General features: G+C 71.4%; 8 protein-coding genes. 6 read left to right on the top strand and 2 right to left on the bottom strand.

Annotated elements, in window-relative coordinates; translation table 11 throughout:
* The 6 genes from V7Q31_RS17315 to V7Q31_RS17290 all read left to right on the top strand — a co-directional run.
* A partial coding sequence (locus tag V7Q31_RS17315) for an ABC transporter substrate-binding protein (RefSeq protein WP_333835103.1) occupies window positions 1–413 on the top strand: 413 nt, incomplete at its 5' end.
* A gap of 45 nt (window positions 414–458) precedes the next feature.
* Entirely contained in the window at window positions 459–1148 is a 690-nt protein-coding gene (locus tag V7Q31_RS17310; RefSeq protein ID WP_333835102.1) for an ATP-binding cassette domain-containing protein, read from the top strand.
* A gap of 18 nt (window positions 1149–1166) precedes the next feature.
* On the top strand, window positions 1167–1313 hold the full coding sequence (locus V7Q31_RS17305) for a hypothetical protein (protein WP_333835101.1): 147 nt from the start codon (window positions 1167–1169) through the stop codon (window positions 1311–1313).
* Window positions 1314–1387: 74 nt separating this feature from the next.
* A complete protein-coding gene (locus V7Q31_RS17300; protein WP_333835100.1) occupies window positions 1388–2167 on the top strand; it encodes an ABC transporter ATP-binding protein in 780 nt (259 codons plus the stop codon).
* A gap of 12 nt (window positions 2168–2179) precedes the next feature.
* Window positions 2180–3136, top strand: coding sequence for an ABC transporter substrate-binding protein (locus V7Q31_RS17295; protein WP_333835099.1), 957 nt, complete (start codon window positions 2180–2182; stop codon window positions 3134–3136).
* Window positions 3126–4190: a FecCD family ABC transporter permease gene (locus tag V7Q31_RS17290; protein ID WP_333835098.1), complete on the top strand. Its 1065-nt coding sequence runs from the start codon at window positions 3126–3128 to the stop codon at window positions 4188–4190. Before V7Q31_RS17295 ends, V7Q31_RS17290 begins: the two co-directional genes overlap by 11 nt.
* Before the next feature lie 5 nt (window positions 4191–4195).
* Here V7Q31_RS17290 and V7Q31_RS17285 read toward each other — a convergent pair whose 3' ends face one another.
* On the bottom strand, window positions 4196–4549 hold the full coding sequence (locus tag V7Q31_RS17285) for a hypothetical protein (RefSeq protein ID WP_333835097.1): 354 nt from the start codon (window positions 4547–4549) through the stop codon (window positions 4196–4198).
* A gap of 2 nt (window positions 4550–4551) precedes the next feature.
* Window positions 4552–4932: an ArsR/SmtB family transcription factor gene (locus V7Q31_RS17280; protein ID WP_333835096.1), complete on the bottom strand. Its 381-nt coding sequence runs from the start codon at window positions 4930–4932 to the stop codon at window positions 4552–4554.
* Window positions 4933–5115: the final 183 nt, after the last annotated feature.

Genomic DNA, 5115 nt, shown 5'->3' with positions numbered 1-5115 from the left:
TCACCCATTCCCGTAGCCGCTATACAGCCACCACCCCCAGGTTCTCGACGGTCTCCTTTATGTCGGTGGGACGCGGCGCGCCCGTCGCCTCGGGAACCGGCACCGCCGCGGACGCGATGATCCGCCTCGCCGCCGGGCGCAACGCGGTCAGCGCCTTCGACGGCTACAAGCCCCTGTCGGCCGGGGCCGCCATCGGACTCGCCCCTGAGGTGGTGCTGATGCCGGACCATGCGACCGAAAGCGCAGGCGGCGCGGAGGCTGCGCTGGCGCTGGCCGGGCTGACCGACACGCCGGCCGGCCGCGCCGGCCGCGTCGTGAGCATGGACGCGCTGGCGCTGCTGGGCTTCGGCCCGCGCACCCCCGCCGCCGTGGCCGAGCTGGCCCGGGCGCTGCACCCCGACCTCGCCCTGTGACCGCGGCGGCGTCGATCCCGTCCTTGCGCCGCCGCCGGCGCCCGCGTGCTGCTGGCCGACGAGCCTACGAAGTGTCTCGACGACGCCCGGCGCGACGACTTGGCCCGGCTGCTGCGCCGTTTCGCAGAAGGCGGCGGGGTGCTGATCGCAATCACCCACGACATCGCCGTCGCACGGGCGCTCGGCGGCGACGCGATCATCCTGCGCAATGGCGAGATGCTGGAGGCCGGCCCCTCCGAGCGGATACTCTCCGCCCCGCAGAGCGAGTACGGACGCGCGCTGGTGGGCGCAGACCCCGAGAACTGGCCGCAGTCCGCCCCCGCGACCGGCGGCGCGCCGGTGATCGCGGCCGAGGCTTTGACGGTGGACCGCGGCGGCCGCCCGCTGCTTGGCGGGCTCGGCTTCACGGTGGGGCGGGGCGAACGGCTTGGGGTCGTCGGCCCCAGCGGCCTTGGCAAGACCTCGCTGCTCGACGCCGTCGCCGGGCTGATCGCGCTGATCTCTGGCCGATTGGTCCGCCACCCAGAGGCCGAGCGTCCCTTCGCCATCCAGAAGCTGTTCCAGGATTCGCCGGCGGCCTTCGCGCCGCTCGCACTGCTGGCGGACCAGTTCCGCGATCTGGAGCGCCGCCGGGGGTTGGCGGCCGAGACCATCCCGGCGCTGATGGCGCGTCTCGGCCTCGCGCCCGATCTGCTCGACTGCCGCCCCTCGGAAGTGTCCGGGGGCAAGCTTTAGCGCCTCGCGCTCGCGCGCGTGCTGGCGCTGCGCCCCGCGGCGATTCTCGCCGATGAGCCGACCTCGCGGCTGGACCCCGTGACCCAGCGCCGCGTGATGGCGGTGATCGCCGTGCGCCAACTCCTCAGCCTGGACAAAAACAGCGGCTCGCGAGAGCGGTGTTGACATGTTATAGCATATCATACAGCACTGACCCGGCGTCTGTTCGCGACGCGCTTCCGATGGGCACAAATCGCAGCATGATCCCTCTCCTGCTCGACAACGTGACCGTTCACGCGCGGGATGGAGCGGCTCTGGCGTCAAACGTCACGCTCGACGCGGCGGCAGGGGAGACGCTCGGTTTTGTCGGTCCGAACGGGGCGGGCAAGTCCTCGCTTCTGAGGCTCTTCTACGGCGCGGGACGCCCATCTTCGGGCCGTGTTCTTGCGGGCGGCCATGATCTCGCGACGCTTTCGGCGCGCGAACGCGCGCGGCTGGTCGCCGCGGTGCCGCAGGACAGTCCGCCGCCCTTCGCCATGACGGTGCGGGAGGTCGTCGAGACGGGCCGCTGGCCGCATTGCGGGGGGCTGCTCGGCGGCGACGCGCATGGGCGTGCGGCGGTGGACGCGGCGCTGGAGCGGCTTGGGCTCGCGGCGATCGCCGGGCGCCTCGTCGCCTCGCTGTCCGGGGGAGAGCGCAAGCGGGTCCATATCGCCCGGGCGTTGGCCCAGGGCCCGCGGGCGCTCGTGCTGGACGAGCCGGTGAACCATCTCGACATCCGCCACCAGCTCGAGCTGATGGCGTCGATCCGTGCGCTCGGGGCGACGGTCCTCGTCGCGCTGCACGATCTCGAACTCGCGGCCCGCCATTGCGATCGCATCGCCGTGCTGTCCGCCGGCCGCCTTGTCGCCTGCGGACGGCCCGACGCCGTGCTGACGCCCTCGCGCATCGCGGCGGTGTTCGGGGTCGGCGCGGTGGTCAGGGCCGAACCGCCCGCCGGTCGGCTGCGCATCGCCTTCGACCGTCTCACCGCCGCCTGAAGGAGACCGATCTTGCGCCCGAATCCGCGCCTTCCCCTGACCCTGCTCGCAGCCCTCTTCGTAGCGGCCGGGGGCGTCGCGTCAGCCCATCCGGTGACGGTCGAAAACTGCGGCCGCGCCCTGCGCTTCGAGGCGCCGCCCGAGCGCGCTGTCGCGCATGACATCAACATGGCCGAGATCATGTTCGCTCTGGAGCTTCAGCCGCGTATCGTCGGCCTCACCGGGATCACCGGTTGGTACAAGACGACGCCAGAGTTCGATGCGGCGCGCGGCGACATCCCGGAACTCGCCGCCAGGAATCCGAGCCTTGAGAACATCCTCTCGGCGGACCCCGACTTCCTGTTCGCCGGGTGGTACTACGGCATGCAGCCCGGCGGCGAGGTGACGCCCGACACGCTCGCCCCCTTCGGTGTGCCGGTCTATGTGCTAAGCGAGAGCTGCGTTCATCTGGATCAGGGCCGCCCCGACGTCTCGATGGACACGCTTTATGGCGACGTCCGCGCCATCGCGACCATCTTCGGGGTCGAGGATCGCGCGGAGGTCCTTATCGCCGAGTGGGAGGCGCGGGTCGAGGCGGCGCGGCGCGAGACGACGTCGCCGCTGCGCGTGTTCCTCTACGACAGCGGCGACGAGCAGCCGTTCACGGCGGGTCGCTTCGCCATGCCGACGGCGCTGATCGAGGCGGCGGGCGGGCGCAATGTCATCGATGACGTCGCCATGAGCTGGGGCCGCGTCGGGTGGGAGACGGTCGGCGAGCGCGATCCGGAGTTCATCATCGTGCTGGACTATGGTGAGGACGGCGGGGCGGGGCTGATCGCCTTCCTCGAGGCCCACCCAGTGATGTCCACGGTCGCGGCGGTGCGCAATGGGCGCTTCCTGCCGCTGAAGTATAGCGAGATCACGCCGGGACCGGCCAATATCGGAGCGATCGAGAAGCTCGCGGCGGCTCTGGCCGCGCATGGGGGCTGATCCGGCGGCGCGCGCCGTCGCGGGTCCGCCCTGCGCGCGCGCCCCGCTCGGCCCGACGCTGGCGATCCTCGGCGCGCTCCTGTGCGCCGTGATGCTCACGGGCGTCGCGGCAGGGGCTACGGCGATCGACCCTTGGGACGTGTGGCGCATCCTCGCCAACAGGGTCTGGTCCGGGGTCTACGAGCCCGACTGGCCAATCGCGCGCGAGCGCATCGTCTGGGATCTGCGCGCCCCCCGCGCCGTGCTGGGCGCGCTGGCGGGCGCGGGGCTGGCCATGGCCGGCGCCGCGCTTCAGGCCACCACGCGCAACGCCCTCGCCGATCCGTTCCTCCTCGGGGTCTCGGCCGGGGCCGCGCTGGGCGCCGTGACGGTGATCACCCAGACCGGTGACGTGCTCGGCGCATGGACGCTACCGCTTGCGGCCTTCGGGGGCGGTCTGGGATCGCTCGCGCTGCTTGTCGGCGCGCTCGGACGCGAGGGAGCGGCGGCGCCTGAGCGCGTCGTTTTGGCGGGCGTGGCGGTCTCGTTCATCCTGATGGCGGCCACCAATCTGCTGATCTTTCTGGGCGACCAGCGCGCGGCGCATGCGGTGGTCTTCTGGATGCTCGGCGGTCTCGGCCGCGCCAGCTGGCCCGCCCTGTGGGCGCCGGCGGTAGGCGTGCTCGTCGGCGGGTTCTGGCTGCTCACGCGGGCGCGGATGCTCAACGCCCTCTCGATGGGGGACGAGACCGCCGCGGCGCTGGGCGTGCCGGTCGCGCGCGCCCGGGTCGAGATCCTTGTCGTGAGCGCGCTTATCACCAGCTTGCTCGTCGCGCTCACGGGCGCGATCGGGTTCATCGGGCTGGTCGTTCCCCACCTCGCCCGCGCGTTCGTCGGCGGCGACAATCGCCGGGTCCTGCCCGCGGCGGCTCTCGGCGGCGCGGCGCTGATGGTGCTGGTGGACGTCGGCGCCCGTCTCGTCGTCGCGCCGCAGGAGGCCCCGGTCGGCGTGCTGACCGGGGCCATCGGCGGCGCATGGTTCCTGTGGCTCACCGCCCGGGGGGCGGCGCGCTGACGGCGTCAGACCGTCTGGAGCGGTCCGTGGTCGTCGCAGTGATCGCCATGGGGATGATGCAGATGGCCGTCGACCAGATAGCAGACGTGATCGCCGTGAGGGACCGCGGGGTGGCCACAGCTAGGCCCATGGACGTGATCCGGCGCATGGCCGCGGCAGGCGTGGGCGGGCGTGCAGGCGTCGGGGTTCGTCGCGCTCACGGCGATCACATGCTCGTCGACGTGATCGCCGTGCGGGTGATGCAGGCAGCCGTCGTGCAGGTAGCAGACATGGTCGTCGTGCTTCACGGCCACATGGCCGCAACCGGGGCCGTGGACGTGATCGTGATGGGCGTGGCGGGGCGCCGTGCAGTCGGTCATCGTCATCTCCATTTCTCGGGGTGATCGCCGCCGGCGGGTTCTGCGGCATGGTCGAGCGCGTCGTGGATCATCCGCGCGACATGGTCGTCGGCGAGCGCATAGGTGACATGGCGGGCCGCCCGCCGGCGCGTCAGCAGTCGGGCGCCGTGCAGGAGCCGCAGCCGGGCGGAGATCGTCGCGATCTTCTCGCCCTCGGCTTCCGCCAGATCGGTCACGCAGGCCGGACCGTGCGCAAGGCGGGAGAGCAGTCGCAGGCGGCCTTCGTCGCCCGCGGCGCGAAACATGGCGGCGGCCTGCTCCAGCGTCCGCGCAGCCGCAGGGGCCGGCTTTGGACCGCTTGGGGCGTTGTGGGCGCGGTCGTCGCAGAGATCGTCGTCCGCCATGTCTGATCCGTCATTCAAACGATCATCTGAATGAATGAGTCTGCTTCAGACGTCAAGCGAGCAGTTGATTTATGCAATGTGATAACATTACATTTTGTGATCCTGGGGTAACTGGACCGAAGCTGCGAGAGACCGTCGAGAACCTGGGGGTGGTGGCTGTATAGCGGCTACGGGAATGGGTGA

This window comes from Rubrimonas sp., from assembly GCF_036788415.1.
In the GTDB taxonomy this organism is placed as follows: domain Bacteria; phylum Pseudomonadota; class Alphaproteobacteria; order Rhodobacterales; family Rhodobacteraceae; genus Rubrimonas.
This window is presented reverse-complemented; position numbering and strand designations above follow the sequence as displayed.

Excerpts from the sequence above, each read along its gene's own strand:
- V7Q31_RS17290 (WP_333835098.1), top strand. The coding sequence starts at position 3,126 with ATGGGGGCTGATCCGGCGGCGCGCGCCGTCGCGGGTCCGCCCTGCGCG.
- V7Q31_RS17280 (WP_333835096.1), bottom strand. The coding sequence starts at position 4,932 with ATGGCGGACGACGATCTCTGCGACGACCGCGCCCACAACGCCCCAAGC.
- V7Q31_RS17285 (WP_333835097.1), bottom strand. The coding sequence starts at position 4,549 with ATGACCGACTGCACGGCGCCCCGCCACGCCCATCACGATCACGTCCAC.
- V7Q31_RS17300 (WP_333835100.1), top strand. The coding sequence starts at position 1,388 with ATGATCCCTCTCCTGCTCGACAACGTGACCGTTCACGCGCGGGATGGA.